This window comes from Paenibacillus sp. FSL R5-0636, assembly GCF_037974255.1.
GTDB lineage: Bacteria > Bacillota > Bacilli > Paenibacillales > Paenibacillaceae > Paenibacillus_AQ > Paenibacillus_AQ odorifer.
Genome location: NZ_CP150232.1, coordinates 3,225,535 through 3,252,534 on the forward strand (window position 1 = coordinate 3,225,535; position 27,000 = coordinate 3,252,534).

General features: G+C 41.5%; 29 protein-coding genes. 23 read left to right on the plus strand and 6 right to left on the minus strand.

Annotated features, from left to right (window positions below):
* Nucleotides 1-19: 19 nt before the first annotated feature.
* The gene (gene nagZ, locus MKX34_RS14655; protein WP_051491009.1) at nt 20-1,318 is read right to left on the minus strand and encodes a beta-N-acetylhexosaminidase; all 1,299 of its coding nucleotides are present in this window, start codon (nt 1,316-1,318) and stop codon (nt 20-22) included.
* Nucleotides 1,319-1,445: 127 nt separating this feature from the next.
* Here nagZ and MKX34_RS14660 point away from each other — a divergent pair, with 127 nt between their 5' ends.
* Nucleotides 1,446-1,949: a ferritin gene (locus MKX34_RS14660; protein ID WP_036678216.1), complete on the plus strand. Its 504-nt coding sequence runs from the start codon at nt 1,446-1,448 to the stop codon at nt 1,947-1,949.
* Between the two features lie 37 nt (nt 1,950-1,986).
* On the opposite strand, the gene MKX34_RS14665 is transcribed toward MKX34_RS14660, so the two are convergent.
* Nucleotides 1,987-3,372 carry a PQQ-binding-like beta-propeller repeat protein gene (locus tag MKX34_RS14665; protein WP_244886479.1) on the minus strand — a complete coding sequence of 462 codons (1,386 nt, stop codon included), beginning with the start codon at nt 3,370-3,372 and terminating at the stop codon, nt 1,987-1,989.
* Between the two features lie 222 nt (nt 3,373-3,594).
* Here MKX34_RS14665 and MKX34_RS14670 point away from each other — a divergent pair, with 222 nt between their 5' ends.
* The 9 genes from MKX34_RS14670 (at nt 3,595) to MKX34_RS14710 (ending at nt 11,779) form a co-directional block, all read left to right on the plus strand.
* Complete coding sequence (locus MKX34_RS14670; protein WP_036678210.1) at nt 3,595-4,464, plus strand: cation diffusion facilitator family transporter; 870 nt, start codon at nt 3,595-3,597, stop codon at nt 4,462-4,464.
* Nucleotides 4,465-4,614: 150 nt separating this feature from the next.
* On the plus strand, nt 4,615-5,025 hold the full coding sequence (locus tag MKX34_RS14675; protein ID WP_051491008.1) for a bacteriohemerythrin: 411 nt from the start codon (nt 4,615-4,617) through the stop codon (nt 5,023-5,025).
* A 152-nt stretch (nt 5,026-5,177) separates the two neighbouring features.
* The gene (locus MKX34_RS14680; protein WP_076274429.1) at nt 5,178-6,371 is read left to right on the plus strand and encodes a metallophosphoesterase; all 1,194 of its coding nucleotides are present in this window, start codon (nt 5,178-5,180) and stop codon (nt 6,369-6,371) included.
* Nucleotides 6,372-6,515: 144 nt separating this feature from the next.
* Nucleotides 6,516-6,965, plus strand: coding sequence for a MarR family transcriptional regulator (locus tag MKX34_RS14685; RefSeq protein WP_076099328.1), 450 nt, complete (start codon nt 6,516-6,518; stop codon nt 6,963-6,965).
* Between the two features lie 17 nt (nt 6,966-6,982).
* Nucleotides 6,983-7,789, plus strand: coding sequence for an NmrA family NAD(P)-binding protein (locus tag MKX34_RS14690; RefSeq protein ID WP_076296749.1), 807 nt, complete (start codon nt 6,983-6,985; stop codon nt 7,787-7,789).
* A gap of 71 nt (nt 7,790-7,860) precedes the next feature.
* Nucleotides 7,861-8,538 (plus strand): response regulator transcription factor, encoded by a 678-nt coding sequence (locus MKX34_RS14695; RefSeq protein ID WP_036678199.1) that lies wholly within the window; start codon nt 7,861-7,863, stop codon nt 8,536-8,538.
* Nucleotides 8,535-9,911 (plus strand): HAMP domain-containing sensor histidine kinase, encoded by a 1,377-nt coding sequence (locus MKX34_RS14700; protein WP_076272492.1) that lies wholly within the window; start codon nt 8,535-8,537, stop codon nt 9,909-9,911. Before MKX34_RS14695 ends, MKX34_RS14700 begins: the two co-directional genes overlap by 4 nt.
* 123 nt (nt 9,912-10,034) lie before the next feature.
* Nucleotides 10,035-11,099 carry an ABC transporter permease gene (locus MKX34_RS14705; RefSeq protein ID WP_256718479.1) on the plus strand — a complete coding sequence of 355 codons (1,065 nt, stop codon included), beginning with the start codon at nt 10,035-10,037 and terminating at the stop codon, nt 11,097-11,099.
* Nucleotides 11,096-11,779 carry an ABC transporter ATP-binding protein gene (locus tag MKX34_RS14710; RefSeq protein ID WP_036678191.1) on the plus strand — a complete coding sequence of 228 codons (684 nt, stop codon included), beginning with the start codon at nt 11,096-11,098 and terminating at the stop codon, nt 11,777-11,779. Before MKX34_RS14705 ends, MKX34_RS14710 begins: the two co-directional genes overlap by 4 nt.
* A gap of 24 nt (nt 11,780-11,803) precedes the next feature.
* Here MKX34_RS14710 and MKX34_RS14715 read toward each other — a convergent pair whose 3' ends face one another.
* The 4 genes from MKX34_RS14715 to MKX34_RS14730 are packed head-to-tail and all read right to left on the minus strand — an operon-like array spanning nt 11,804 to nt 14,734.
* A complete protein-coding gene (locus tag MKX34_RS14715) occupies nt 11,804-12,694 on the minus strand; it encodes a LysR family transcriptional regulator (protein ID WP_036678189.1) in 891 nt (296 codons plus the stop codon).
* Nucleotides 12,695-12,716: 22 nt separating this feature from the next.
* Nucleotides 12,717-13,571 carry an SDR family oxidoreductase gene (locus tag MKX34_RS14720; RefSeq protein ID WP_076099325.1) on the minus strand — a complete coding sequence of 285 codons (855 nt, stop codon included), beginning with the start codon at nt 13,569-13,571 and terminating at the stop codon, nt 12,717-12,719.
* A 15-nt stretch (nt 13,572-13,586) separates the two neighbouring features.
* Nucleotides 13,587-13,871 carry a GNAT family N-acetyltransferase gene (locus MKX34_RS14725; RefSeq protein WP_076105606.1) on the minus strand — a complete coding sequence of 95 codons (285 nt, stop codon included), beginning with the start codon at nt 13,869-13,871 and terminating at the stop codon, nt 13,587-13,589.
* Between the two features lie 26 nt (nt 13,872-13,897).
* Nucleotides 13,898-14,734, minus strand: coding sequence for an AraC family transcriptional regulator (locus MKX34_RS14730; protein WP_305953517.1), 837 nt, complete (start codon nt 14,732-14,734; stop codon nt 13,898-13,900).
* Nucleotides 14,735-14,888: 154 nt separating this feature from the next.
* On the opposite strand from MKX34_RS14730, the gene MKX34_RS14735 reads away from it, so the two are divergent.
* The 13 genes from MKX34_RS14735 (at nt 14,889) to MKX34_RS14795 (ending at nt 26,992) form a co-directional block, all read left to right on the plus strand.
* Nucleotides 14,889-16,052: a Gfo/Idh/MocA family oxidoreductase gene (locus tag MKX34_RS14735; RefSeq protein ID WP_076296748.1), complete on the plus strand. Its 1,164-nt coding sequence runs from the start codon at nt 14,889-14,891 to the stop codon at nt 16,050-16,052.
* Between the two features lie 25 nt (nt 16,053-16,077).
* Complete coding sequence (locus MKX34_RS14740) at nt 16,078-16,839, plus strand: sugar phosphate isomerase/epimerase (protein WP_076296747.1); 762 nt, start codon at nt 16,078-16,080, stop codon at nt 16,837-16,839.
* A gap of 30 nt (nt 16,840-16,869) precedes the next feature.
* Nucleotides 16,870-17,958, plus strand: coding sequence for a Gfo/Idh/MocA family oxidoreductase (locus MKX34_RS14745; RefSeq protein ID WP_076296746.1), 1,089 nt, complete (start codon nt 16,870-16,872; stop codon nt 17,956-17,958).
* A 30-nt stretch (nt 17,959-17,988) separates the two neighbouring features.
* Entirely contained in the window at nt 17,989-18,990 is a 1,002-nt protein-coding gene (locus tag MKX34_RS14750) for a Gfo/Idh/MocA family oxidoreductase (RefSeq protein ID WP_076296745.1), read from the plus strand.
* Between the two features lie 237 nt (nt 18,991-19,227).
* On the plus strand, nt 19,228-20,268 hold the full coding sequence (locus tag MKX34_RS14755) for a hypothetical protein (protein ID WP_076296744.1): 1,041 nt from the start codon (nt 19,228-19,230) through the stop codon (nt 20,266-20,268).
* 214 nt (nt 20,269-20,482) lie between these two features.
* The gene (locus MKX34_RS14760) at nt 20,483-21,991 is read left to right on the plus strand and encodes a malate:quinone oxidoreductase (protein ID WP_076296743.1); all 1,509 of its coding nucleotides are present in this window, start codon (nt 20,483-20,485) and stop codon (nt 21,989-21,991) included.
* Nucleotides 21,992-22,130: 139 nt separating this feature from the next.
* Nucleotides 22,131-22,547, plus strand: coding sequence for a GntR family transcriptional regulator (locus tag MKX34_RS14765; protein ID WP_076105609.1), 417 nt, complete (start codon nt 22,131-22,133; stop codon nt 22,545-22,547).
* Complete coding sequence (locus tag MKX34_RS14770; protein ID WP_036678167.1) at nt 22,544-23,230, plus strand: ABC transporter ATP-binding protein; 687 nt, start codon at nt 22,544-22,546, stop codon at nt 23,228-23,230. The genes MKX34_RS14765 and MKX34_RS14770 overlap by 4 nt, the downstream gene beginning before the upstream one ends.
* Nucleotides 23,227-24,072, plus strand: coding sequence for a hypothetical protein (locus tag MKX34_RS14775; protein WP_076296742.1), 846 nt, complete (start codon nt 23,227-23,229; stop codon nt 24,070-24,072). The genes MKX34_RS14770 and MKX34_RS14775 overlap by 4 nt, the downstream gene beginning before the upstream one ends.
* Before the next feature lie 24 nt (nt 24,073-24,096).
* On the plus strand, nt 24,097-25,296 hold the full coding sequence (locus MKX34_RS14780; RefSeq protein ID WP_036678162.1) for a hypothetical protein: 1,200 nt from the start codon (nt 24,097-24,099) through the stop codon (nt 25,294-25,296).
* 208 nt (nt 25,297-25,504) lie between these two features.
* On the plus strand, nt 25,505-25,987 hold the full coding sequence (locus MKX34_RS14785) for a DUF2975 domain-containing protein (RefSeq protein ID WP_038570783.1): 483 nt from the start codon (nt 25,505-25,507) through the stop codon (nt 25,985-25,987).
* A gap of 10 nt (nt 25,988-25,997) precedes the next feature.
* Nucleotides 25,998-26,213 (plus strand): helix-turn-helix transcriptional regulator, encoded by a 216-nt coding sequence (locus MKX34_RS14790; RefSeq protein WP_036678155.1) that lies wholly within the window; start codon nt 25,998-26,000, stop codon nt 26,211-26,213.
* A gap of 2 nt (nt 26,214-26,215) precedes the next feature.
* On the plus strand, nt 26,216-26,992 hold the full coding sequence (locus tag MKX34_RS14795) for a DUF817 domain-containing protein (protein WP_038570784.1): 777 nt from the start codon (nt 26,216-26,218) through the stop codon (nt 26,990-26,992).
* The last annotated feature ends 8 nt before the right edge of the window (nt 26,993-27,000 follow it).

The following is a 27,000-nucleotide window of genomic DNA, read 5'->3' on the forward strand; positions in this document are numbered from 1 at the left end:
AAATGACTAACGCTTAGATTTACTTCTCAATCGTTTGCCGCCAAACGTTAATATCTTTATTAAGATCGGTAAGATCAGGAACCGGGATTTGCTCATCGGAAAGGTTATATTTGGCTTTTAAGGCTAAGATCCGATAGACGCTTTCATCAATCCGTGTTTCTTGAATCTTACCGTTTTTTACGTTTTGCAGGAGGGAGTCCATGACCCGTTTTTCATTATCATAGCCATGAGCGACAAGGAGAATATCACTACCTGCATTCACAGTATCTACAGCTGCAGCAGCCAGATCGTAGTTCTTCATGATGGCTCCCATGGTTAGATCATCTGTAATTACGATTCCTTGGTAGCCCATTTCATCTCGAAGCTGTTCACCAATAATGGTACGCGATAAGGATGCGGGTTTGTCTGGATCTAATTTTGGAAACAAAATATGAGCGACCATTACGGCGTCCGTCCCCTCTTTAATGGCTGCTTGGAAGGGGAGCCATTCTAATTCGGCTAGCTGACCGGCTGTTTTATTCACAATCGGCAGAGCCAGATGGGAGTCGACAGAGGTATCTCCGTGTCCTGGGAAATGTTTGACAACAGGAACGACGCCTTCACTCTCAATTCCCTTCATTTCGGCAATCCCTAGTTGAATGACTTGGCCAGCAGCATTACCGAACGAACGATCTCCGATGACTGGATTATCTGGGTTGCTATTGATATCGAGAACGGGAGCAAAGTTCATATTAAATCCGGCTGAACGTACTTCTCTTGCGAGCAGCTTTCCCATTTTCTCGGCAGCAGCAGCGTCATTACTTGCACCCACTGTTCCGTTAGAAGGGAATGTAGCATATTCTTTAGGCATCCGGCTGACTTTTCCACCCTCTTGATCCACACTCATGAATAGTGGGGCGGGGTTGCCAGTGTTACTCTTTTTCATAGAATTGATAAGACTGATCATCCCTTTCAGGCTTTTAATATTGTCCTTATAGAGGATGATTCCACCGATTTTGTCTTCGGTAATCATCTTTTTAGCTTGCTCATCAAGGACAGTTCCATCAATTCCAACTAGGAGCATTTGTCCGATTTTTTCTTCCAAAGTCATCTCAGCAACCTGAAGAGCAATTGGATCGCTGATTGCTGAGGGGGTGGGAGCCACGCTAGCGGTTGGTGAAGGTGTGGATTGGGAGGTCGGTGTAGCGGTAGCTTCAGATTGTGAATTATTGCTGCTATTGGAACAGCCAGCTATGAGGAACAGTGACACCATAGCTGCAATAATGAAGAGTGTACCGGAAATCTTAGGCTTTAGGCTGTGACGGGTCAATCTAATCATCTGAATAGTCGTCCTTTCGTTAGCTAAATTAGATATTGGGAGAGGAATCCTTGCTGACTTAGAAGCACGGTGATAAGATAAACTTAAATATTTACATATTAAATTTGAATAATGAGGTGACGGTCCAATGAAAGATGGATTAGTACAAGCACTTAATGAACAGATGAATTTCGAGTTTTATTCCGCTCATGTTTATCTAGCGATGGCTGCTTATTGTTCCGGCGAAAGTCTGGATGGATTTGCAAACTTTTTTCTAATTCAAGCCGAAGAAGAACGGTTCCATGCCATGAAGATTTATAAGTTCCTTAACGATCGGGATAACCGTGCTACGCTAGAAGCACTACCAGAGCCGAAGAACGAATATAACTCGATGTTAGATGCTTTTGAACATGCCTTCGCGCATGAACAACAGAACACTAAACGGTTCTATCATTTGGCTGATCTTGCTCTGGATGAGCGTGAACATGCGACGATTTATTTCTTGAAATGGTTTATAGACGAGCAAGTAGAAGAAGAAGCACTCTTTAGCAACATCATCAGTAAACTGAAACGAATTGATAAAGATAGCAACGCCTTCTACATGCTGGATGCCGAGTTTGCTGCACGTACTTTTACAGCTCCGGCTGAATAAGTTATTGAAGCCCAAAAGCCTGAGAAATCAGGCTTTTTTATTTTATAGATGCAGGAAGTTTAATGGCGAGCAGCTTATTATCCGTTCGAATCATCAGCATCCCTCCAGTTTTAAGGGAAGGGGCAAAGTTACGAGAGCCTGTGTTCACAGTGAAAATAGGCTTCAGAGTTAACATGTCATAAGCGTGAAATAGGCCATCAGATTGTCCACTATAAACCACGTTTCCGAACAGATCCGTCTGTACCACTGGATTCTCTCCAATATTGAGGTCGACAAGCTGTCCAGTTCCTAGCTTAAGTGCGGATAAAGTACCTTTATCTTGATTTTGAAATAACATTCTTTGTTGATAAACTTGGTTCAGTGGAGAGTCTTTTTCTTTAACCATCGAGGTCCAGGTTTGCACCGGTTTACCCTCTGCAGAATAATTCCAGAAATCATATTTCACAAACTTACTACCCTGAAAGATATAAAAGTCTTTTCCATCCAAAAACGCGTTTCCATTCATCCCATTATAAGTGTACACACCATCCTTATTCTCGGTATCTGTCCATTTATATAAACGTTCTCCTTTTAATTCTCCCGTCTTTATGTTGAACACGGATACTTTGACTTTACGATTTACCGGGTCATCATCCATCATAAATGTATTCGTAATGGAGTAGAGAAGTCCATCCTTCACTGCTAACGGCATCCATTGCCGGGTCTGGTCCCATAGTTTTTTTCCTGTCAGACTGTCATAGGCGGCTAGTCCAGCAGTTGTTAAGGCCCCTTGAGACAGATAGCTGCGAATAACGACCCCATCTGTTTCCATGAGATCTGATAAGCCTGTAAAGTTATTACTTTTTTCTACAGCCTTCCATTTGATCTTTCCGGTTACGGCGTCAACTGCTGCTAATTGTTCCTCTTGTGTAACATAAATAGTAGATCCTAAACGCTGTATATTTGTAGCTTTGGGGAGTGTTATGGAAGCCGACCATGCTTTTTTACCTGCCTCACTAACGGCATATAGGGAGCCGCTTTGGGTCAGACCGTAGATAAATCCATTATTGTATGTGAATAGCGGCGCTAATCCACTTCCGAACTCCCATAATTTTTTGCCTGTTGCCGCATTCATTGCGGTTAATTTTTCATTGCGCTGCAACGCAAAGATCTTCCCGTTTTCCGCGAGTGCTGTAATGTCCTGTCCGGTGATTCTGTCTTTTTTTAAAATGGCGAGTTGTGCTGACCAAACAGGTTTTAGGATCGGGGCTGTGACTTCACTGTAATAAGTGTTACTTAGGCTTACAACTGCTTTTTCTGCGGAAATGACTGACGTTGATCCACTGTTTGTTACTGGAATTAAAATACTCCCTATAGCTAAACACGTAACAATTTTCTTCGGCAAAGACTGAATCATCACTCCACGCTCCTTTAAATTTGTCATTACTATAATTAGACAATAAAAATAGCAAAAAGTTACTATTCCAGAAGAATGGAAGCAAAGTTGAACGGGGGCAAACTATGTTACGTTCTGCAAAACAGTTACGACCTTGCAACTCTATTTGACAGAGGGAACTATTACGCCCCGTAGCAACACTGTTTCTCTAGACCCACCCGAATCTCAAAGTGTAGTATAGAACAATACTATTCTTTGGGGGTTCTTTTTTTGGAAACTTATAACGACATTAAACAAGGCGAAAAAGGAGCTTGGCTAAGCATCGTTGCTTATATCTTTTTATCAGCTATCAAGCTGTTCATAGGTACAGTCTCAGGATCTCAAGCGTTGCTTGCAGATGGATTGAATAACAGTACCGATATTATTGCTTCTATCGCGGTACTAATTGGCCTGAAGATTTCCAGAAGACCGCCGGATTCGAACCACAGCTACGGGCATTTTAGAGCGGAGACCGTGGCTTCATTAATTGCTTCATTCATTATGATTGCGGTAGGGCTTCAAGTTTTGTATCAAGCTGTGAACAAGTTTATTCAACCAGCACTGGAAAGTCCTGACCTCATAGCGGCGTGGACGGCAGTGGGCTGTGCTGTAGTTATGATGGCTGTCTATATGTATAATATTAGGCTGGCCCGCGCCATTAACAGTAACGCAATGCGGGCAGTAGCACTGGATAATCGATCAGATGCTATAGTTAGCGTGGGCGCTTTTATCGGAATTGTGGCTTCCTCCTTAGGCGTTCCTTGGCTTGACCCGCTTACAGCTATCATTGTCGGACTAATCATCTGTAAGACGGCATGGGATATCTTTAGCAAGGCTACGCATGATCTAACGGACGGATTTGATGCGGAAGAGCTTGAACAGATGAAAGAAACTGTGGCAGAAATTGATGGCGTACAATCCATAAAAGATATCAAAGCCCGTATCCATGGGAATAACGTATTAGTAGACACAACTGTACTAGTGGATTCTCAGCTAAGTGTGGTGCAGAGCCATGATATTACGGAAGAAATTGAAGAACAGTTAAAAGACCGGCACCAAGTTTCCAATGTACTTGTACATATCGAACCCGTGATGAAGTAGAAATTATTAAATAGGTACCAAATCAGTAGGTGCTATATGTACAGCTAAAGGTTGAATATAGACGCCTGTGATGTTGTTAATAGTTCTTTTGTGGAGAAAGGTGGAAAATAAAATTGAAATGTAATTTTCAAGAAACGGAATGGTGATTTCATGATCGCTTGGAAAGATTCATATGATATCGGTGTAGAAAAAATTGACTGCCAGCACAGACAGTTGTTAGCGAAATTGAACGAGTTCTTTGAAGCATGCAGTAATCAGCAAGGAAAAGAAAAGATTGAGGAAACGCTGAAATTCTTGAAAGAATACACGATTGAACATTTCAGTAATGAAGAGCAGCTGATGGAGGAGATCAACTTCCCTGAACTAGCTGAACATCGTCAGACGCATGCTGATTTCGTGAAGGCAGTTCTCGAATTGGAAGAAACGGTCAAAACAAAGGGAGTATCCGTACTCTCAACCATCAAGCTTAATCGAACGTTAACAGACTGGCTGATAAATCACATCAATAAATGCGATAAGCTGATTGGTCAATGTATGGCCACACGTGATAAAGCGATATAAGATAAACCTCCAAAGAAGATGCCGATGGGCATTTTCTTTTTTTAGTTCCGATGTTTTCCGAACACCGCATTGCAGTTTATACTGGGTTAACGGTTTGTGTTATGATTTGAGATAAGAAGTAGAGAAGTAGTAAGGTAAAGGGGAGAGAAACGATGAAAACATTACGAATGTTAGCTTCAGGATTTGCTATGCTGCTCATTCTGGGTCTTGTTAATTTCTACATTGGCTATCACGGCTGGTTACTTATTCATGAATGGTTTTCAGGTGTTTCGTCAGCAGTATTCTGGACATTATTTATGCTCATCGCTTTTGCGTATGTCATTGGAATGATTCCATGGCCAAAGTCGGTTAAACCGATCGCCAGATTCTTTAAAGTGATTGGATCGTATTATCTAGCCTGTATGGAATTTGCTATCATTACGTTACCTTTGGCAGACCTATTATATGTGATACTGGGATGGTCGGGAATCGATCGTACCTATTACATCGCAGAAGCGGGCGGGACAATTCTGATATTATTGGCAGTTTTTCTGATCTGGGGTTCAATCAACGCCTGGAGTACCGTGATACGCACACATTCCATTCCTATTGATAAATCTATTGGCACCAGCACGCCATTAACGATCGCGGTTGCTTCAGACCTGCACTTAGGGAATATCGTGGGCAATCGTCATCTCAAAAAAATGGTGTCACAAATGAACGCTATGCAACCCGATGTGATTTTGCTGGCTGGAGATGTCTTGGATGACAGCATTGAACCTTTTATCCGCAATAGTATGAGTGAACAGATTAAACAGTTAAAAGCTCGTTATGGTGTCTACGCAGTACTGGGCAATCACGAATATTATGGTGGATCAATTAAGGAATATACCGATTTGATGAGTAGTATTGGGATCAAGGTCCTGCAAGATGAGGTTGAAGAAGTCGCAGGAACCTATATTGTAGGCCGAAAAGATAAGACAGCCGAGGCGATGGAAGCCGGTGGCAGACAAAGTGTAAGCTCCTTGCTCGAAGGACTTGATCTTACACGTCCTGTGATTATGATGGATCATCAGCCTACAGGCTTCGACGTAGCCGCTCAAGCTGGGGTAGACGTTCTACTCTCTGGTCATACACACCGAGGACAGATTGCTCCAAATCACTGGATCACTAAACGTTTGTTCGAGCTGGACTGGGGATATCTTCGTAAGGACAATTTGCATGTAGTCGTGTCGTCAGGTTATGGAACATGGGGACCCCCAATTCGTTTAGCAAGCCGGTCGGAGATCATTAAGCTGGAGGTTATGCTGGAGGGTTCTAAAAAATACAGTGAAGAGCCTGTTTCCACAAAAACGGTGTTAATCTAAGGTGAGTTTATATTTAGAGGCTGTTTCATCAGCAGATTTATTCTGCTAGGTGAGGCAGCTTCTTTTTTTTGACAACGCATGGGGATTGTAGTATGTTTGAAAAAAAGTTAAGGACTTAACTATATTGGAGCTGAATTATAGAATATGGATCATTTACAACAAGTTGTGCTGAATCAGCCATTGCATACCAAAGCATTTTTTACATTAGTTGAAGCTACTGCAAATTTGGTTTCTGTCTCTGAGAAATATTGGCAGTCGAAAGGATTGAACGGAGCAAGAATTCGTATCTTGGTGGAGATCTCTAAACAAGGAGGTGCGATTTTACCTTCTACATTGGCTCAAATTATTGGAGTTACCAAAGCTAATATAAGCATGCTGTTAATACCATTGGAACGAGATGGATTAATAACCCGTTCGAATGATACCAAGGATGGCAGAAAAAGCGTCATTTCGATTACAAGTGAAGGCAAGCAATTACTTTTAGAGCATCTTCCAGAGAATCGTCAGGCTGTCGCAGAGAGAATGCAGAATCTGAATGATCAGGAGCTGCACCAACTTATCTTTTTATTACAAAAACTGAGTACATTCGAATAACAGAAAGGGTGTTATGTATGTCGATTATGGTTACAGGAGCCACAGGCCAATTAGGCAGCTTAATTATGGAGAAGCTTGTGCAGTATGTTCCAGCTAGTCAGGTTATTGCTTGTGTTCGTCAGCCAGAGAAAGCTGCTAATTATTTAGAAAAAGGGTTCGAAGTCCGTTTTGGCGATTATGACCAGTTAGATTCGCTGATTGAAGCTTTTACAGGGGTCACAACATTACTTCTAATCTCCAGCTCTCATACCGATGATAAGATCAGATTAAATCAGCATGCTCAGGTCATTCATGCAGCAAAAAAAGCCGATGTGAAACATCTGCTTTATACTGGATTTACCTTTCCCCCCAAAGGTCCGATTCCTTCTTATCATGTTCATTTACTAACTGAGCAGATGATTCTTGAATCAGGGATAGATTATACGTTTCTGCGTAACGCTTTGTATATAGATTTTGTGGGTGTGCTTGGGTTGAAGGAAGCCATGGAAAGCGGCGAGCTAACCACTTATCCAGGGAACTGGCAGTTTAACTCAGTCACTCGTGAGGATCTCGCTTTAGCTACGGCAAAGGTTCTTACAACGAGTGGACATGAGAACCAAATCTACGAACTAGCCGCACCTAGCGTTTGGGACTTTAACGAATTAGTTGATGTATTATCAGAGTTATCAGGGAAAAGAATTACGTTTCGCGAGGATTCAAGCGTTCAACATTGGATATATTCGTTTCTTGCGAAGATAGGCACTGCTTCTACATCAAAAGATCTGGAGAGACTGATGGAGCGGCCGGTTACCACACTTAGAGAGAGTATCAAGCCTTTTGTTTGATCTGACTTTAGTTGTTCTATCGTTATAAAGTTGTTACTATGAGTTCATCCATTATTCAGGGAGTGTAAATGATGAAGAAGATTTTAGTAGCAGATGACGATGTGAATATTCGAACATTATTAAAACATGTACTAACAAGGGAAGGATATCAGGTGATGGAGGCCAGTGATGGCCGAGATGCGATACATAAATTGCAGGACAGTATTGCGGATTTAGCGGTCGTAGATGTAATGATGCCACATGTAGATGGGTTAGAGCTATGTCAGCATATTAGAGAAACGTATGATATTCCGATCATTTTATTGACAGCACGCCAGCAGCTGAGTGATAAAGAGCAAGGTTATTTGCGGGGGACGGATGATTATGTAACGAAGCCTTTTGAGCCTGAAGAGTTGCTATTTCGGATCAAAGCTTTATTCCGCCGCTATTCCATTGCTTCAGATGATCGGATTCGATTAAATTCTCTAGTTATTGATCGCAAAAATTATGAAATAACCGATGGTGATGAGGTTCTGCTGCTGCCGGTAAAAGAGTTTGAGCTTCTGGCTCAATTGGCGCAATATCCAGGCAGGTTATATACACGTAGTGAGTTAATTGAACTGGTATGGGGCATGGATTATGAAGGTGATGAGCGAACAGTCGATGTACATATCAAACGTTTGCGTCAGCGCTTCGTAGATTATCAGGAAGATTTTGTGATCCGAACAGTTCGAGGTATTGGCTATAAATTGGAGATGGTTAACGTATGAGATCCTTGTATGTCCGGATGTGTATTGTCTTCTGTTCAGTAATTGTGGTGAGTAGCCTTCTTGGATTTTTGGTGTCTAATATTTACTATCAAGCCCAGATTAAATCTCAGAACGATGCCAAACTTACCGGAATGGCTATCGAGGTTCAACAATTCGCAGAATCACATCCGGAAACGATGGAGGATTATTTGCGGAGTATAGCCAAGCTGGGTTATAAAATCTATTTAACTGATGCTGAAGGGGAATCAAGATTCTACGGTAAGCCCTTTAGAAAAGAAGATTTGGATGAGCAGCAACTAGAGAAGGTTCTGAATGGGCAAATTTATCATGGGGTCGCGGATTTCCCGGACAGTGCATTTATTACCGGATTTTTTGATAATCAACTGCGTAATTCAATTGGTGTTCCTGTAAAAGTAAACAATGAGACGTATGCTTTGTTTATGCGTCCGGATGCTGAAGTACAGTTCGGTGAGCTGCGCGTCTTTTTCGCTGTGATCATTGGGTTCACCGTGTTGTTTAGCTTAGGCTTTGTAATGATTAGCGTACTACATGTAGTTAGACCTATTACACGTTTGACGACGGCCACTAAACGGATCTCAAAAGGCAGATACGATATCAAATTGAATACGTGGCGGCGTGATGAGATTGGTCAGCTAGCTTCCCATTTTATGATTATGAGCCGGGAGCTGGAACGAACAAATCGGGCACGTCAGGAATTTGTCGCTAATGTATCGCATGAAATTGAGTCGCCATTAACATCTATTCAGGGATTTGCCCAAGCTTTAAAAGATTCTACCTTACCTGAGGATGAACGGTTACAGTATCTCAATATTATTGACCAAGAAAGCCATCGTCTTTCATTGCTTAGCAAACAGCTGCTTACCTTGTCTTCACTTGATTATGATCCTAATTCCATACAGAAAAAGTCGACAGACTTGCGTGCACAACTAAGACAGGTCGTACAAATCATGGAATGGAGATTAACGGAGAAACAACTGGCCGTGCGTTTGAATCTTGCTGACATCAGCGTTCTAGGTGATTCAAATCTATTGTTCCAGGTATGGATGAACCTGCTCTCCAACGCCATAAAATACACACCTGCTGAAGGTTCCATTATGATTTCCGCGAAGCTAGTGGAACAGAACTGTATTGTTTCTGTGTCGGATACTGGTGAAGGCATTTCAGCCGAGGAGTTACCGTTAATCTTTGATCGTTTCTATAAAGTAGATCGAGCACGAACGCATGAAACACATAGCAGCGGACTTGGACTTGCGATTTCTCAAAAAATCGTAGAAGCGCATAACGGAAACATTGAAGTAACCAGTACTTTGGGTGAAGGGACTACCTTTACAGTTACACTTCCGCTTTTGTAATTCATTATTCATACTCCGTTCATTTTCATCTTCTAAACTGTGACTATACAGATTAGAAGGAGTGGTAATATGTTTTTAGCCTTAAGGGAAATGCGACATTCTAAAGCCAGATACCTATTAATTATGGTTATCATGTTATTGGTTTCCTTTCTTGTACTTTTCGTCACGGGACTAGCCAGAGGATTAGCGTATGCAAATATCTCTGCAGTAGAGAACATGCCGGCGAATTATTTTGTAGTACAAGGTGATGCGGATCAGACCTTTAGACGTTCTCAGTTAACAGATACGGAGCTCCAGAATGTACGTGCAGTAGTTGGAGACAATAATGCGTCTTCACTTGCAATGCAGATGAGCACTGTCACTGCTAATGATGCAGACGTTAAAGCAGATATTACTTTTTTTGCAGTAGATATGAATGGGTTATTAGCCCCTAAAGTAGTTGAAGGTGACAAGATTACTAATGAGACAAACGGTAAAGTCCTTGTTGATCGTGACCTCGAACAGTCAGGAATCAAACTTGGCAGTATTATTCGTGATCAGGCAACCGGGATGGAATTTACTGTTGCAGGTTTTGTTGAGGATAGCTCATACAGCCATACCCCAGTAGTTTATATCAACAATCAGGATTGGCAAGCTATGAAGCAGGGGGTTAACCAAGGAGAAGAAACCTCTTCGTCGGTACCGTTTAATGTGATTGCCCTGAATGCGAATGCTGATCAAGTAGATAAGATTTCAACGAATGTAAAAGATGTAGAGGTCATTACGCAAAAAGTAGCTATATCCAATATTCCGGGCTACTCGGCAGAGCAGGGTTCACTGCTAATGATGATTGTTTTCCTGTTTGTGATCGCAGCGTTTGTTCTGGCGGTATTCTTCTATGTCATTACGATTCAGAAAACAAGTCAGTTTGGTATTCTGAAGGCGATGGGTACTAAAATGTCTTACTTGGCTTGGAGCGTGGTAGGGCAGGTCATGATTTTAGCTATATCAAGTCTTTGCATTAGCTTACTGCTTACCTTTGGGATGAATAAGGTCCTGCCAGATTCGATGCCATTCCAACTAGAGCCTTCCACCATTCTTTTAACCAGCTGTTTATTCGTTGGGATGTCTCTTTTAGGATCACTAATTTCTGTCGCTAAAGTGGCAAAAGTAGATGCATTAGAAGCTATTGGGAGGGCTGGAGCATGAGTGCAAAACTAATTATGAAGCAAGTAACCAAAAACTACGGTGATGGCGACACAACGGTGTCTGTGCTGAACAATTTGAATCTGATCGTTAATGAAGGGGAATTCGTTGCTGTCCTTGGACCTTCGGGAACAGGGAAAAGTACATTCCTTTCAGCGGCTGGTGCGCTTCTAACACCTACTAGCGGTGAGATTTTTATAGATGGAGAATCACTTACAGATAAAAGTAAAAGTGAGCTGACAGAGCTCCGTTTAGAGAAGATAGGCTTTATGTTCCAAAGCGCTCAACTATTGCCTTATTTGAAGGTAGAGGAGCAACTCCTTTTTGTAGCTAAGCAGGGGAAAATGAGTGCTAAGGAAGCGAAGGAACGGGCTGCCGATTTGATGAAACGATTGGATATCTGGAAACGGCGTAATCACTATCCGGAGCAGCTATCCGGTGGGGAGAAGCAGCGTGTAGCTATCGCTAGAGCATGGATGAATAAACCAGCGATTCTCTTTGCAGATGAACCGACAGCCAGTCTGGACTTCAAACGCGGAAGAGAAGTTGTACGCATGATCGCTGATGAGGTGAAGAGTGAGGGGAAAGCAGCGGTAATGGTCACTCATGATGAACGGATGCTCGAATGGTGTGACCGCGTTCTGCATCTGGAAGACGGGCATTTGGTTGAACATCAAGTATAATTTCATAGTGTGGAAGAAAAAAAGCTACTTGTCTTTTCTAAAGACAAGTAGCTTTTTTATAAAGACATCGGTAGCTAAGGAAGAAGAACATTCTTGATGTCGGATGATCGAGAATTGCCTTTCCAGATGATGTTGCCTGATTGGCAGCTCCTTGATCTCACCACTTTCCAGTTCCTTCCGTACAATCCATCTGGAGAGCATGGCGATTCCGAGACCGGAGGCCACAGCTTCTTTAACACCTTGAGAGCTGTTGAAGACATAGGATCTTTTAACAGAAATATCTTCCTCCTGTAGGAAATGATCGCTGAAAGCTCGTGTGCCCGAGCCATGCTCGCGAAGCACCCAAACCTGATCCTGCAACATGCTCTGCTCCACAGAAATCGCTTTTGACAGAGGGTGGGTAGCAGGGGCGACCATAATCATCTCGTCTTTCATATAAGGAGTGACGTTGAGATCATTCTCATGGACCTCGCCTTCAATAAACCCTATGTCCAGTTCGTTGGATTTAACGCCTCCAATAATCTCCTCAGTATTGCCTATCGTCACTTGCAGCTTGACCTGCGGATATTGATTGGCAAAATCAGCAAGTCTTGCCGGCAAAATATATTCACCAATAGTAAAACTAGCGCCGATATGTATACTCCCAGTGACTTCGTCCTGAAGCATATGGATTTCCTGACTTGCTTCATCGAAATGAGCCAATATTTGTTTGGCGTGTTTATAAAGAATACTACCGGCTTCTGTTAATCTAACCTGTTTAGAAGAACGATGCAGGAGTTTAGCACCGAGCTCATTCTCAAGATTCCGGATATGCAGACTGACACCGGGTTGAGATAAATTCAGCGCTTCTCCTGCTTTGGAAAAATGACTCAGTTCAGCTACAGTAACGAATACGCGTAATGGATCTACAATCATTTTAATCCCTCATTAGATTAGTCTATACTCCCGAATAAGCCAAAAATCCACCGTCAACGGGGACGGTAACTCCGGTCACAAAGCTGGACATTGCTTCATCTGCTAACCAGAGTAGTGTGCCAAGCAGATCCTCCGGCTGTCCAAAGCGGCGCATTGGAGTATGAGAGATGATTTTTTGGGAACGGTCTGTAAGCTCGCCATCTTCACGAACCAACAGCTTCTCATTTTGTTTAGTAAGGAAAAAGCCAGGGGCAATGGCATTCACACGTATACCAGACTCAGCGAAATGAACGGAGAGCCACTGGGTGAGATTATTAATTCCTGCTTTGGCAGCGCTGTAGGCAGGTACTTTGGTCATTGGAGAAGGTGCGCTCATGGATGAAATATTAATAACAGATGTGCCCGTTCTGCCGAGCATCTGCTTGGCAAAAACTTGGGTTGGGATCAATGTTCCAATCAGATTAAGGTCCATCACGTTGCGAAATCCATCTACACTAAGGTCAAAAAAAGTGAATATGTCCGGGTTCTCCAGGTCATCATTTTTGAAAATCTCTTGGGTCGTATTTGCTGAGGAATCATTTCCGCCAGCACCGTTAATTAATAGATCGCAAGGACCCCAGTGATTCTTAACAGCTTCTGCGGCTTTCATAACACTCTGTTGATCTGTAACATCACAGGAAAGTGAAATTGCTTGACCGCCTGCGGCAGTAATTTCAGCGGCAACCAAATCTCCCTTAGCTGCGGTACGATTTAGAATCGCGACTTTAGCTCCTTGTCGACCTAACTCTAGCGCCATAACCCGGCATAATACACCGGCTCCTCCGGTAATCACAGCGATTTTTCCTTCTAATGTTGGATGCAAAGTTAATTCTAGCATAACCATTGAGCCTCCCTAAAAGTCCTGAGTGTGATTAAAGTTCCTTATCAAGTACGAACTAATCCCTGTTTGGATTGCCCATCGTTCACAGGTTTCTACAAGCTGTCTGCCAATTCCTTCTCCGCGGCAAGTCTGATCAACAACAAGACCTCCGATTTCAACAAATGAAGGAGACTCAAGCAAAATTCGAACGGTCGCATGTATCCATCCTACCAATCGGTGATCTGATTCAGCTACATATACAGCATGATCTCTATGGGTTCCGATTTCTTGTAGTCGTTCTCCTAATTGTTCCAACACATAGATCCGGACATTCCCTAATAAATTTACTTAGTGCTGTTACGATAGGCAGAAGGGGAGATTCCTATTGTCTTTTTGAAATATTTAGAGAAATGGGCTAATTCCATACTTACTTGCTCCGCGATATCTGAAATGCTGAAATTGCTATAAGAAAGCTGTCTTTTAGCATGCTCCATTCTTTTCAATTGTACATAATGCATGGGGGGAACCCCTATAAATTTCTTGAAGTAGGGGATGAAATAGTTCGGATGTAAGTGGACAATTTCTGCTAACTCTTCTATTTCTATGGGTTTATCCAGCCGCTCATCAATATATTGAAGAACATAGGCGAGCTTTCCTTGATCCCCCGTATGTATAAATTCTTGCATAAAGTCTGTTTTGATATTCTCGTTCGATTCAAGGCAAGTAGCAATTAGATTGAGGACGTTCGCCTGAGTACGCAGAATGGACAATACATCATCTTTTTGAAACTGTTCGATCATTTCTGTGAAAATAACCCGTACGGAATCTGGGTCGGGCGCATCACAGATAAACAGTTTGTTTGCCGAATGGAACAAGGGCCACTCCCCAATATCAGCATCAAAATGGCAGAAATAGCGTGTATAGGGATCATTCATTGACGTTTCTGTAGTTTGAGTGCTTCCTGCGGGCATGATCATTAGCTGACCTGCTCTCGGATAATAAGTAACACCGTTAATGATAACTTTTCCCTCACCGCGGTCAATAAAATACAGCCGATTAAATGTTGGGGTTTCCAGCGTACGATTCCACCCGCTATATCCGCTTCTAAGTTGGGCATGGGTCACTTTTACGGTAAGATTCTGGAGGAATCTGCCGGTAAGGTTACCTGGATTATTCATCATCTAGCTCCTCTATGACTTGATTATCCTTATTATAACGAATTTATTTAACTAAATCATCTTATTATTATGCAAATAATGCTTAGTTTCGATCATGTTCATGTCTATTAATTAAGTATATTCTCATAACATAACCTCAAATAGGGAAGTGATCTGATTGAATAAAGTACGGTATGGCATTATTGGAATTGGGAATATGGGGAGTGCACATGCACAAAGTCTGTTGAATCATATTAAAGATGCTGAGCTTGCTGCTGTATGTGATGTAAGGGAAGAACGTTTGAAATGGGCAGAAGAGCATTTACCGGAAAGTGTACAGAAATTTGCAACACCCCAAGAGTTATATGAGTCTCATCTCATAGATGCGATATTAATCTGTACTCCACATTATGATCATCCAACTTTAGCTATCGAGGCTTTTCAATATGGTTATCATGTATTGGTAGAGAAACCGGCTGGGGTCTATACCAAAGCTGTTAAGCAGATGAACGAAGCTGCAGCAAAGTCTGATCGCAAATTCGGAATCATGTATAACCAGCGGACGAATCCTTTATATCAAAAGCTTAGGGATCTCATAAAGTCTGGTGAACTAGGCGAAATCCGCCGCACAAATTGGATCATCACCAACTGGTACAGATCACAAAGTTACTATAATTCCGGTGGTTGGCGGGCTACATGGGCAGGCGAAGGTGGTGGGGTGCTGCTGAATCAAGATCCTCATCAACTAGATTTATGGCAGTGGACGACAGGTATGATGCCTAAGCGGATCAGAGCGTTTTGTCATTTTGGTAAATACCGCAATATTGAGGTTGAAGATGATGTAACCGCTTATGTGGAATATGAAAATGGTGCGACAGGGCTTTTTATCACCACAACAGGTGAAGCACCGGGAACTAACCGTTTCGAAATTACTGGTGATCATGGAAAAACCGTAGTGGAAGACGGGAAGCTAACCTTTTGGCGTCTACGCACGCCGGAGCCGCAATTCAATGCAGAGTTTACGGGAGGATTCGGCAGCCCAGAGTGTTGGAAATGTGAGATTCCTGTAGAAGAAGGTGGCGGTGAACAGCATAAAGGAATTTTGCGGAACTTTACGAATGCCATTCTACACGATGAGAAATTGTTAGCTCCGGGTGAGGAAGGTATTCACGGTCTAACGTTATCTAATGGAATGTATTTATCGGCTTGGACCGACGATTGGGTGGAGTTACCGATTGATGAAGATTTATTTTATGAGAAGCTCATGGAAAAGGTAGAGAATTCTAACTTCAACAAAGAAACCACAGTCGCCCAAACCTTTGATGTTAAGGGAACTCATTAAATTCTAATCAGAGAGGAAAGATCCTATGAATCGTTCAACCATTGCTGCTCAAATGTACACATTACGTGATTTTACTAAAACTGCGGAGGATTTAAGATCCACTTTTCAAAAGGTCTCTGCTATGGGTTATGAAGCTATTCAGATTTCAGGCATCGGGCCAATCGATCCGAAACTCGTAAAAGAGTATGCGGATGAATCAGGTCTGGCAATATGTGCAACCCATGTGTCATGGGATCGCCTAACGAACGATTTGGATGCTTTAGCCGCTGAACATAAGCTGTGGAACTGCAAAAATATTGGACTAGGAAGTTTACCGGAAAAATTCCGTACGGGACAAGATGGTTACCGTGAATTCGCAAAGCTGATGTCGGACATTGCAGTTACTTTAAAAGATCAACATGATCTGCAATTTGTTTATCATAATCACGATTTTGAATTTGAACGCTTTGATGGAATGACTGGCATGGAAATTCTGCTCACTGAGTCTGATCCTGCCGTTGGTTTTGAGTTGGACTTATATTGGGTTCAAGCAGGCGGAGGGAGTCCGGCTGATTGGATACGCAAAGTTGCAGGCAGAATGCAGGTAGTGCATTTAAAAGATATGGCGATTGTTAATAGAAAACAGATCTTTGCTGAAATCGGTGAAGGGAATATGAACTATAAAGAAATTATCAATGTTTGTCGCGAAACGGGTGTTGATTGGTTCGTAGTGGAGCAGGATGTTTGCCGTCGTGATCCTTTTGAAAGCTTGGAGATCAGTCTGCGTTATCTTCTTAATACGTTATAGAATGGAGTAATACTGATTAGGAGGGGTTTTATGAATCGGAAAAATGGGATGACCTATGCACCAACATATGAATCCAAACCTGTAGTGAAGCCGGGTGAATTCATCATTGCCGCTATTGCCCTAGATCACGGTCATATTTACGGGATGTGTAACGGACTGGTTGAAGCAGGGGCAGAGCTGAAATGGGTATATGATCCGGATGAGGAAAAGGTCAGAAATTTTATTAGTAAATATCCCGGTGTCAAAGCTGCAGGATCTGTGGAAGAAGTTCTGGAAGATCCCGAAGTGCGATTAATAGCAGCGGCAGCAATTCCATCTGAACGCGGACCTTTAGGCAATCGGGTAATGGCTCACGGGAAGGACTATTTTACGGATAAAGCACCCTTTACAACCCTGGAACAGCTTGAATCCGCTAGAGCAGTGGCAGCAGCAACTAATAAGAAATATATGGTCTACTACAGTGAACGCCTTCACGTTGAAAGCGCTATCTATGCTGGGCAGCTGATTCAGCAAGGAGCTATCGGCCGTGTCCTGCAAGTCATTGGATTAGGGCCACATCGTCTAAATGCTCCTAACCGGCCGGAATGGTTTTTCCAAAGGGAGAAATATGGTGGGATTTTGTGTGACATAGGCAGTCATCAAATAGAACAATTTTTGTATTATGCAGATTGTCAGGATGCTTCGGTTATTCATAGTAAAGTGGCCAATTACAACCATCCGACTTATCCCGAATTAGAGGATTTTGGTGATGCTACTCTTGTAGGTGACAATGGGGCAACACAATATTTTCGTGTGGATTGGTTTACGCCTGATGGGCTGGGCACATGGGGAGACGGGCGCACGATGATTATGGGTACTGAAGGATATATTGAACTGCGTAAATATACTGATATGGGTCGTTCAAATACACCGGATCATGTGTACTGGGTCAATGGGGAAGGGGAACATTATGAGCATGTAGCTGGGAAGGTTGGTTTTCCTTTCTTTGGTGAGCTAATCCTTGACTGTCTGAATCGGACAGAGCTGGCGATGACACAGAGCCATGTGTTCAAAGCTGCCGAGCTATGTCTGAAGGCTCAAGAACAAGCGATCAATCTAACCCCGGCAATACTCAGATAACGATTGAATGATGAACGGAGGGTAATATAGATGAAAGAACTTGGAGCAGCCATTATTGGATGCGGAGCCATTTTCCCTCTTCATGCAAAAACATTAACAGGCATCGATGGTGTGAGCCTACTTGCAGTTGCAGATATTGATGCTGACAAAGCATTACATGCGGCTAATGAATATGACTGCCAAGCTACTAATGATTATAGAGAAATTTTAAAGGATAACCGTATTCATGTTGTACATCTCTGTACGCCTCATTATTTACATGCAGAAATGGCTACGGAGTTGTTACGAGCAGGAAAACATGTCCTTACCGAAAAGCCTATGGCGGCAGATCTTCCTTCAGCCAGACGAACACTTGAAGCCGCACAGCAAAGCACAGGACAGCTTGGTGTGGTGTTTCAGAACCGTTATAATGATGCCTCCATATATATTAAGCAGGTCATTGATTCAGGAATATATGGGAAGCTGCTCTGCATGAAAGGAATCGTGACCTGGCACCGCAGCGAAAGTTATTATAGCGATAGTGACTGGAGAGGACGCTGGTCTACGGAAGGTGGAGGTCTGCTAATTAACCAAACCATTCATACACTGGATTTACTTCAGTGGTTTGGTGGAGAGGTGGCATCGGTGAAAGGCAGTATTACCACGGATGTGCTAAATGGGGTCATAGAGGTAGAAGATACCGCCCACGCCTGCATCGATTTCACTAGTAATGTCAGAGGGCTCTTTTATGGTACAAATACCTATCTGGAGAATTCTCCAGTGGAGCTGGAGCTAGTTTTTGAAGAAGGTACTATCAACCTCCGCAGAGATCATTTATATCTTTGGAAAGATGGAAAGGAAACCTTGCTGTGTGAGCCTAGATTTAGTGCTACGGAAGGTAAATCCTATTGGGGTACCGGGCATAAGAGACTGATTGAGGACTTCTATGAGCATGTCGCCAGGGGTCAAAAGTTTTGGTTGGATGGTGCTGAAGGGATAAAAGCGCTGGAGTTGGTGGCGGGGATTTATAGTTCATCGCAAAAGGCTGAATAAATAATAAATAAGCTGTATCAAAAGTAGATTACTCTACGAATGATACAGCTTATTGTATTTTTAATGTGAATCACTTATTCTCAATCCTCATAAATCAACGGAACTCTAAATATTCTATAACCTACCTTTTTAGCTTGTCCATGGGGTTGATTTATGTAATTATGTTCTTGGGTAAGTAATTCGTAGATTTACAATAAATATAAAATGATGAGTAACGGCAGGTAGGAGGGGTTAGGAATGAGTGTTACATGGAAAAGAAGGATTCTGATCAATGATCCTATTTCACTAGATCCAGTTCAGATTCAGCAAGACTTGTACAGCGGCAACCAAGTGATTGTTCAGTTCTCTGATCCATCGACCTATGGTTCGATTCTGGATGAAGTAAATGAGCTTTGCGCGCGTTTTGATGAAAATTTTGGAGTGCGTTTTTATGGCCATTATTCTGTATCCTTTGATTGTGAGACACTCCTGCAGATTCCAAATGTTAAAATGCTGCTGCTGAATTGTCTTCGCCAGGCACATAACACGAACGTTTTGGCTAAGCTGAATAACCTGTATAGTCTGAGCGTGGGTATTTATGAGCTTGAGAATTCGGAGATTCTGAGTATAGATACGTTGCGGTCTTTAAGCATTTTAAATATTAGTTCGGAGAAAAAGACGCTTAATCTGGAATACCTAAAAGAAATCTCTCGTCTAGAACAGTTGCATGTAATAGGAAAGGTTAAAAACCTTGATGCTATTGGAGATCTGGAGGATCTTACCTATCTCGCGCTGCACTCCATTAGCAACAAACCCTTACATTTTATTAATCGGCTAAAGAAATTGAAAGAACTTCGCATTTTACTTGGAGGCAGAGAACATATTCAGGACATCGAAGAGAATGAGATCGAGAGCCTGGAAATTTGTAGAGTTCGTGGCTTTCATGATCTGAGTAATATTTCGGTTTTTCGTGCGTTAAAAAAGCTTGTGATTGAAGATCAAATCCAGCTACGTGAGATTAACTTTGATCAGCAGATGAAGACATTGGAAGAGCTAACGATTATGAATTGTAAAACATTGGCTCATTTGACGGGAATGGAGCATTTACCTTTTCTGCACAAGCTTCGTATTTTCAAAACGGCGATCGATTTTGATTCATTTATAGAACAAGAGCTTCCAATTGGCTTAACTACATTAGAGTTTGCAACTTTTAAAAGAAAAGTAGATCAGGAAATTCAAAAAACAATAGTAGGTTTGGGATATCAAAACGGAATTGTCTACAATGAGAACAGGGGATGATACAGCTTTTTTATTCCATAAATCTTGAGGACTTATTTCTATCTTTTTTACAAGCTTTTAAATATTTTATTTTTTTCATATAATAGTAGATATTAAATTTATAAATAATTGTAATACACCATGATAAGGTTATAATTGATACAGAAAAGGTGTGACGCCTAAGAAGGAGCGCCCACATCCTTTCTGCAAAATTCAGGGGATAAGGATGGTAATAATGGGCAAAAGTGCAACTGATACAGACGTCATTTTAATTGGTGCCGGAATCATGAGTGCGACTTTAGGAACACTTTTGAAGGAATTAGTACCGGAATGGAAAATTAAAGTATTTGAAAAGCTTGAAAAAGCAGGGGAAGAAAGCTCTAATGAATGGAATAATGCAGGAACCGGGCATGCGGCGCTCTGTGAGCTTAATTATACTGTTGAAAAGCCAGACGGATCTATAGATATTAGCAAAGCTATTCAGATTAATGAACAGTTTCAGCTTTCGATGCAGTTTTGGTCTTATCTTGTAAATCGTAAGCTGATACATAATCCCCAGGACTTTATTATGCCGTTACCTCATATGAGTTTGGTGCAAGGGGAGAAGGATATAGCTTTTTTAAAGAAAAGATTTGAAGCGCTCTCAAAAAATCCATTATTCCAAGGTATGGAATTTTCTGCTGACTCTAAAAAACTGATGGAATGGATTCCGCTTATTATACAAAATCGTCCAGCGAACGAATCCATTGCGGCTACAAAAATTGACTCTGGAACGGATGTTAACTTTGGTGCTTTAACGCGTATCTTATTTGAGCATTTAAAGAGTAAAAACGTCGATCTCCACTACAAGCATAGTGTCAATAGTATGAAGCGCAACAGTGCTGGCTTATGGGATCTAAAAATCAGAAATGCCAGCGGTAACATTGAACAACATACAGCGAAATTTGTGTTTATTGGTGGCGGGGGAGGAAGCCTGCACTTACTGCAGAAATCAGGTATTCCTGAAGGAAAACATATAGGTGGATTCCCAGTAAGCGGTATTTTTATGGTGTGTAATAATCCGGAAGTTATTGCGCAGCATCATGCCAAAGTATACGGCAAAGCTAAAGTTGGAGCCCCTCCAATGTCCGTACCGCACTTAGACACAAGATTTATCGACAATAAAAAATCACTGTTATTTGGACCATTTGCCGGCTTCTCACCTAAATTCTTAAAAACGGGCTCAATGTTTGATTTAATAACTTCTGTAAAACCGGATAACCTCATAACAATGCTGTCGGCAGGTGCTAAAAATATGTCATTAACAAAATATCTGATCGAACAAGTGCTGTTATCGAAAGAAAAACGTCTGGAAGAACTGAAAGAGTTTATCCCCAATGCCAAAATTGAAGATTGGGATCTTGTTGTAGCTGGTCAGCGTGTGCAAGTTATCAAAGATACAGAAGCTGGCAAAGGCACACTTCAATTTGGTACCGAGGTTATTAGTGCCGCTGATGGTTCGGTCGCAGCACTGTTAGGGGCTTCCCCTGGAGCTTCTACGGCTGTTCACGTGATGCTTGAAGTGCTTAACAAATGTTTCCCTCAATATATAAAAGAATGGGAACCCAAAATAAAAGAAATGATTCCTTCTTATGGCTTGTCACTTATGGATAATCCCGTGCTTCTGCAGAAAATTCATACTACAACAGCAGCTACACTGGGTTTAGGTGGAAAAGAACATGTTTTTAATCAAAAGGTGTTTTAGTAATAAAAGGGCTGCCGAGAGGCAGCTTTTTTTTCTGCTCAAACCTGAACTATTGACACAAAAGTGTATTACACGTATAGTACATAAATAAGATGTATGAACCACTTAGTACACACACTTAGTATATGGAGTTGGTTGTATGACAGAAGAACAGAAATCAGGCGTCAGCTTTAATATTCGTGAGCCGGTATATATTCAAGTTGTGCGTCATTTCAAGGAACAGATCGCCACAGGGCAAATCGGAGCGGGAGACAAAATTCCTTCACGGCGTGAACTTGCATCAGTAATGAAGATTAATGCGAACACGGCGCAGAAGGCATATAAGGAAATGGAGGAACAGGGTTTGATCGTAACAGAAGGGAATTCCCCGAGCCGAATTACACAGGATCAGCAAATACTTAACTCGATTCGAGCTGAATTAATCGAAAGTGCAGTGGATATATTCATCAGCTCCATTCAGAATATTCAAATTCCAGTTGAAGAACTGGTAGAGATCATAAAGACAAAATATACATCCGAGCGAAAGTTATCTCCAGAGGATGGTGACACAAGATGATCCAAGTGAATCAGATGGTGAAGAATTATGGATTCAAGAAGGTACTTAATGGCGTTAGCTTCACTGCTGCCAAAGGAGAGATTACCTGCCTGATCGGAATCAATGGTGCCGGGAAGTCAACGGTGCTGAAGTCCATCATGGGACTGACACCATACAAAGGTGAGGTCTTAATCGATAATGTATCACTAACACCTGTGATGTATGAGAAAATCACTTTTATTCCAGATTCGTTAACGATGCCCTCCAATATGCGAATTGCTGATTGCTTGATCTTTATGGCTGACTTTTATCGGAATTGGAACGCTGAACGTGCAAAGGAATTGCTTAAGTTCTTCCAACTGAGCTCTTCGGATCGCGTATCCTCATTGTCGAAGGGGATGGCTGCGAAGGTAAATTTGTTGCTGGGACTAGCCTTGGATTGTGATTACATCCTAATGGACGAACCGTTCTCGGGGATTGATATGTTCAGCCGCGAGCAAATTACTGATGTGTTCACGAGTGAATTGATCGAGGACCGTGGTGTGATTATTACAACTCATGAAATTAACGATATTGAGCATTTAATTGATAAAGCGGTCTTGCTACAGCACGGGAAGGTAGAGCGTGAATTCTACTGTGAAGAAGTTCGCGAGCAGGAAGGTAAGTCCATTACGGACGTAATGAGAGAGGTGTACATGAAATGAGAGCTTTTGTGAAGCTATTGAATTTTGAAATGAACCGATTTGCCAAAATATATATTGGACTCATGGTGCTGACAGTTGCCTTGCAGCTTGCAGCAGTCACCATCGGTGCTAATCATTGGCTGGATTCTGCGAATGAGGCAATGAGAGTGAATCAATGGACGCTTGAGCAATATCACAATGTGACTGGATATATTCAGCTAAACAGTATGATGTATGCTCGCTATAATGGACTTCTATATTTCGGACCCATATTCTTGAGCATAACAGTGTTACTAATATATAGCTGCTTCATCTGGTACCGTGACTGGAGAGGTAAAAATACGATAGTATATCGCCTGCTCACCTTGCCATCCAATCGGGCGAATTTGTATTTTGCCAAGCTGGTTACGATCTTGCTATTCGCATTTGGACTTGTTGCCCTGCAAATTGTGCTTGTGCCACTGGAGCGTTTGATAGCACAGTCGATTCTTCCTGCTGAACTATATCGGAACATCTCGGTATTTGATTATTTGAAGTATCCTACTGTGCTTAGAGTACTGGTTCCGCCCTACTTTTCTGAGTTTGTTCTATATTATGGACTGGGCATTACGGGCTTGATCGTCTTGTTCACAGCGATTCTAATTGAGCGGAGCTACAGACTGAAAGGGATCGGCTTTATCGTATTATACTTAGCGGTTCTAGCTGGATTAGCCTCAATACCCTATCTTATGGGTTATAGCAGATACGATTGCTACTTCTATCCCGGAGAAATCTTAGGTGCTTGTCTCGGATTAATAGTGATTATTGCTGGAGGTTCGCTTTGGTACAGCTTGTATCTATTGCGTAAGAAAATATCGGTATAATTGAAGGGGAATGGAGGTTAAGGAATGAGAAAATATATGGTTACCGCCGTTCTTGTAGTGTTCGCGGTTGTTACAATCGGGACGTATTATGTACAGGCTTCACAAGAGACACCACCTAATTATAAGCTGACGATGGTTCAAGGGGATGCTTCTCTCGTTGAAGATATAGCTTTATACGGAAATTATCTGACTAAGGATAGTGTTTTTGGCATCAAACGAGCTAATATCACTACAAATGGTACAGATTATCCAGATGAAAAGTTAACGATCAGCCAAAGCTTAAACCGAAGACCAGTGAACACACAATTGGATAAATGGAGGGATCAGCATCGTCAGTTCATGCGTGGAAAGAAGAACTTAGCTGGGTTTTATGAAAATCAGGATATGCTTGCTTACGTGAATTGGACCGTAGATAAGCAGCAATCCAATGATCCTTCAGCGAAGAAAAATGCTAAGCTCAGTATTTCTGTGCTTAACAAGCAGAAGAACAATACGCTGGAAATCACATCCGATATCAATGTAGATCATGATGTTTCAGATATGTATGTACAAAATGTACAGCTTGTTGATCAAGAGCTTGTTGCAATGGTGTTTTTGAATCACAGCGCCAAAGGTTATGTATCTGAACCGCAGATTATCCGTGTTAATCTAACAACAAAGGAGATTACAAATGAGCCGCTCGTGTTACCAGGAGCTAAATCTGAAGCAGCAAATGGGGATAATCAATTCGTTAGGTTAGCCAATCAAAATCTGGATCACACGGATCAATGGATTTTAACGGTTAGTAAAGATAATCATAAAAAGGCATATCAAGTAGATGTTGCAACAGGACAAATCTCGCCGCTCGCGTTCCAAGGGCATGAAATGTTATTGAATAATATTATGAATGCGTATGGACAGAAAATTTATTTCCTGCAAAAAGCTGTATCGGGTAAGGAGAATATAGGATTTACTGTTATTTCTTACGATCTCGTGAGTAAAGAATATGAGACTACTTTGAAGAATACAAATATAGATTTAAGTGAAAACATTACCTATGATTTTAAACAAAACTATCTCTATATTGTGGGTTATAAGAATTTCAAAGGTAATCGTCTATATGTATTCAATTTGACAAGCGGTAACCTTGAATACGAAGGAAAAGTAGTATCAACGGAGGCTGCAAATCAGGCTGAAGATGAAACTAACATGGATTTGAATTTTATCGATCTCGGTCAGTATTAGAATTACTTGTAGAATAGAAAAATAGAGATAAAGAGATATGAAAAGGTACCAAGGCCGAGCTAATGACTTCTAATAGTCAATTAGCTTGGCCTTTTAGTCGAAAATTATAAAACAGCCAATAATAACTGTATTTCGATTAAAATATATTGTAAAACGATAAATAATGTGATAAATTCAATTCACAATAAATCTGTGAGGTGTGTTTTTTATGGAAAGAGGATCAACACTTTTTTTAAGGGCAGCGGTTATTCTTATAGGTATCCCGGTGCTTGCTTTGTGCATATTTGTGGTGCCGGAGATAGCGAGTTTCGCAGCAGAACTGTATCCGGATTATAGTTTATTGAAATATCTCATTGCCATTGATTTGTATGCCTCGGCGATACCTTTTTACTTTGCACTGTATCAAGCTTTTAAACTGTTAGGCTATATTGACAAGAACAATGCTTTCTCGGAAATGTCTGTACAGGTTTTAAAGAAAATAAAATATTGTGCAATCATCATCAGTTGCTTGTATGTAGTTGGTATGCCACTCTTTTACCTCATGGCGGAGAAAGATGATGCCCCCGGGATTATAGTCATCGGTTTGATTATCATTTTTGCCTCCATGGTGATTGCCGTTTTTGCTGCAGTTCTACAAAAGCTTTTAAAAGAAGCTATTGATATAAAATCAGAAAATGACTTAACTGTCTGAGGTGAAAACAATGGCGATTATAATTAATATCGACGTGATGCTGGCTAAAAGAAAAATGAGTGTTACTGAGCTTTCGGAGAGAGTTGGAATAACAATGGCTAACCTTTCTATATTGAAAAATGGAAAAGCAAAAGCGGTGCGATTATCAACGTTAGAGGCAATTTGTAAGGCTTTGGAATGTCAGCCTGGAGATCTATTAGAATACAAAAATGATGAGGAAAGTTAAGAATGAAGTCAATAACACAATTGCTGCATTTTGGATATCATCAGGCGATGAGTTGCATATTTCCTATTGCGATTTTTGGGACTTTAGCTCTTTCTAACATAATAGAAATGCCTTTTCTTTACCGTTATGATGCCATTCTTCTAATACTGCTTACAGTGCAGTACCTCATGTACCGTACTGGATTAGAAACACTGGATGAAATAAAAGTAATCTGTGTATTTCACGTTATTGGTTTGTTGCTGGAAATCTATAAGGTAAAGATGGGTTCATGGGCATACCCAGAGCCAGGGTTTACGAAGGTGTTTGGTGTACCCCTCTATAGTGGATTTATGTATGCGAGTGTCGCAAGCTTTATGTGCCAGATATGGCGAAGACTGAAAATGGATATGACCGGTTGGCCGGGGCTTGCTTCAGCGGGATTGTTGGGAGGAGCCATCTATTTAAATTTTTTCACACATCATTTCATTCCTGATTTTCGTTGGTGGCTGACAGCGCTTGTGGTTGTTGTCTTCTGGAAAACATGGATCATTTATAGGGTACGGACGGTTACCTATCGAATGCCCTTGACACTGGCCTTTTTTATTGTAGGATTTTTTATCTGGTTAGCTGAAAATATCGCTACATTTTTTAATGCATGGAAATATCCTGATCAATATCAAACGTGGCAACTGGTTAGTTTCAGTAAGATCAGTTCGTGGTTCCTTCTAGTGATCATTAGCGTCATTATAGTTGCCCAGCTTAAACATGTTAAGGCTAGCCGTAATCCGATAAATTCATAATTGAGCTG

Bases quoted from the DNA above. Each gene is read 5' to 3' on its own strand.
- nagZ (WP_051491009.1), bottom strand. From the start codon at position 1,318: ATGATTAGATTGACCCGTCACAGCCTAAAGCCTAAGATTTCCGGTACA.
- MKX34_RS14660 (WP_036678216.1), top strand. From the start codon at position 1,446: ATGAAAGATGGATTAGTACAAGCACTTAATGAACAGATGAATTTCGAG.
- MKX34_RS14665 (WP_244886479.1), bottom strand. From the start codon at position 3,372: ATGACAAATTTAAAGGAGCGTGGAGTGATGATTCAGTCTTTGCCGAAG.
- MKX34_RS14675 (WP_051491008.1), top strand. From the start codon at position 4,615: ATGATCGCTTGGAAAGATTCATATGATATCGGTGTAGAAAAAATTGAC.
- MKX34_RS14680 (WP_076274429.1), top strand. From the start codon at position 5,178: ATGAAAACATTACGAATGTTAGCTTCAGGATTTGCTATGCTGCTCATT.
- MKX34_RS14685 (WP_076099328.1), top strand. From the start codon at position 6,516: ATGGATCATTTACAACAAGTTGTGCTGAATCAGCCATTGCATACCAAA.
- MKX34_RS14690 (WP_076296749.1), top strand. From the start codon at position 6,983: ATGTCGATTATGGTTACAGGAGCCACAGGCCAATTAGGCAGCTTAATT.
- MKX34_RS14695 (WP_036678199.1), top strand. From the start codon at position 7,861: ATGAAGAAGATTTTAGTAGCAGATGACGATGTGAATATTCGAACATTA.
- MKX34_RS14700 (WP_076272492.1), top strand. From the start codon at position 8,535: ATGAGATCCTTGTATGTCCGGATGTGTATTGTCTTCTGTTCAGTAATT.
- MKX34_RS14705 (WP_256718479.1), top strand. From the start codon at position 10,035: ATGGTTATCATGTTATTGGTTTCCTTTCTTGTACTTTTCGTCACGGGA.
- MKX34_RS14710 (WP_036678191.1), top strand. From the start codon at position 11,096: ATGAGTGCAAAACTAATTATGAAGCAAGTAACCAAAAACTACGGTGAT.
- MKX34_RS14715 (WP_036678189.1), bottom strand. From the start codon at position 12,694: ATGATTGTAGATCCATTACGCGTATTCGTTACTGTAGCTGAACTGAGT.
- MKX34_RS14720 (WP_076099325.1), bottom strand. From the start codon at position 13,571: ATGCTAGAATTAACTTTGCATCCAACATTAGAAGGAAAAATCGCTGTG.
- MKX34_RS14730 (WP_305953517.1), bottom strand. From the start codon at position 14,734: ATGATGAATAATCCAGGTAACCTTACCGGCAGATTCCTCCAGAATCTT.
- MKX34_RS14740 (WP_076296747.1), top strand. From the start codon at position 16,078: ATGAATCGTTCAACCATTGCTGCTCAAATGTACACATTACGTGATTTT.
- MKX34_RS14745 (WP_076296746.1), top strand. From the start codon at position 16,870: ATGAATCGGAAAAATGGGATGACCTATGCACCAACATATGAATCCAAA.
- MKX34_RS14750 (WP_076296745.1), top strand. From the start codon at position 17,989: ATGAAAGAACTTGGAGCAGCCATTATTGGATGCGGAGCCATTTTCCCT.
- MKX34_RS14755 (WP_076296744.1), top strand. From the start codon at position 19,228: ATGAGTGTTACATGGAAAAGAAGGATTCTGATCAATGATCCTATTTCA.
- MKX34_RS14760 (WP_076296743.1), top strand. From the start codon at position 20,483: ATGGGCAAAAGTGCAACTGATACAGACGTCATTTTAATTGGTGCCGGA.
- MKX34_RS14765 (WP_076105609.1), top strand. From the start codon at position 22,131: ATGACAGAAGAACAGAAATCAGGCGTCAGCTTTAATATTCGTGAGCCG.
- MKX34_RS14770 (WP_036678167.1), top strand. From the start codon at position 22,544: ATGATCCAAGTGAATCAGATGGTGAAGAATTATGGATTCAAGAAGGTA.
- MKX34_RS14775 (WP_076296742.1), top strand. From the start codon at position 23,227: ATGAGAGCTTTTGTGAAGCTATTGAATTTTGAAATGAACCGATTTGCC.
- MKX34_RS14780 (WP_036678162.1), top strand. From the start codon at position 24,097: ATGAGAAAATATATGGTTACCGCCGTTCTTGTAGTGTTCGCGGTTGTT.
- MKX34_RS14785 (WP_038570783.1), top strand. From the start codon at position 25,505: ATGGAAAGAGGATCAACACTTTTTTTAAGGGCAGCGGTTATTCTTATA.
- MKX34_RS14790 (WP_036678155.1), top strand. From the start codon at position 25,998: ATGGCGATTATAATTAATATCGACGTGATGCTGGCTAAAAGAAAAATG.
- MKX34_RS14795 (WP_038570784.1), top strand. From the start codon at position 26,216: ATGAAGTCAATAACACAATTGCTGCATTTTGGATATCATCAGGCGATG.